Consider the following 783-nt stretch of genomic DNA (forward strand, 5'->3'; position numbering starts at 1 on the left):
CGCGATCTCCTGCCACGACCATCCCTGGTTGCGCGCACTGCGCACCTGGACGGCCTCCAGCTGTTCAAGCAGTCGCCGCAGGGCGGAGACGGCCCGCAGCCCGACCCGGGGGTCGCGGTCGCCGGCCCGTGCGGCGAGATCGGTCGCATCGGTCATGCTGTCAATGTAGGTTGACAGCTGGAGGCGTGTCAACCCTGGTTGACGCGTCCAACTGTCAGTGCCGCCTCCTACGGTGACCCCATGACCGTGATCGAATACGTACGCGGGGATGCCACCGCACCCCGGGGGAAGGGCGTCCGGATCATCGCCCACGTCTGCAACGACCTGGGCGGCTGGGGCAGGGGCTTCGTGCTCGCCGTCTCACGCCGCTGGCCGGAGCCCGAGGCGGCCTATCGCCGCTGGCACCGGGAGAGGGCGGGGAACGACTTCGGGCTCGGCGCGGCCCAGTTCGTGCAGGTCTCGCCGTACCTCTGGGTGGCGAACCTGGTGGGTCAGCGGGGCATCCGCACCGGCCGGAGCAGTGGAGTTCCCGTGCGGTACGAGGCGATCGACGCGGCTCTCGGCCTGCTGGCGGACAAGGCGGTCGAGCTGGGGGCCTCGGTCCACATGCCCCGGATCGGCTGCGGGCTCGCCGGGGGTACCTGGGGCCGGGTGGAGCCCTTGGTCCGGGAGCGGCTGACGGCGCGGGGGATACCGGTCACCGTGTACGACTTCGGCGGGTAACGGGCGCGGGGGCGGGGCGTCGTAAGGGTGTTCGGTCGGGCGGGCTAGAGTCGGCGGCTG

Annotated in this window: 2 protein-coding genes; one reads left to right on the forward strand and one right to left on the reverse strand. The window is 71.8% G+C overall.

Going from position 1 to position 783, the window contains the following annotated elements; genetic code table 11:
• On the reverse strand, positions 1-156 hold a 156-nt coding region (locus CCN56_RS45505; protein WP_086832600.1), incomplete at its 3' end, for a helix-turn-helix domain-containing protein.
• Positions 157-240: 84 nt separating this feature from the next.
• On the opposite strand from CCN56_RS45505, the gene CCN56_RS41360 reads away from it, so the two are divergent.
• On the forward strand, positions 241-723 hold the full coding sequence (locus tag CCN56_RS41360) for a macro domain-containing protein (RefSeq protein ID WP_086832601.1): 483 nt from the start codon (positions 241-243) through the stop codon (positions 721-723).
• The last annotated feature ends 60 nt before the right edge of the window (positions 724-783 follow it).

This window comes from Streptomyces sp. NRRL B-24572 (genome assembly GCF_002156145.1).
Classification (GTDB): Bacteria; Actinomycetota; Actinomycetes; order Streptomycetales; family Streptomycetaceae; genus Streptomyces; species Streptomyces vietnamensis.

Bases quoted from the DNA above. Each gene is read 5' to 3' on its own strand.
- CCN56_RS41360 (WP_086832601.1), top strand. From the start codon at position 241: ATGACCGTGATCGAATACGTACGCGGGGATGCCACCGCACCCCGGGGG.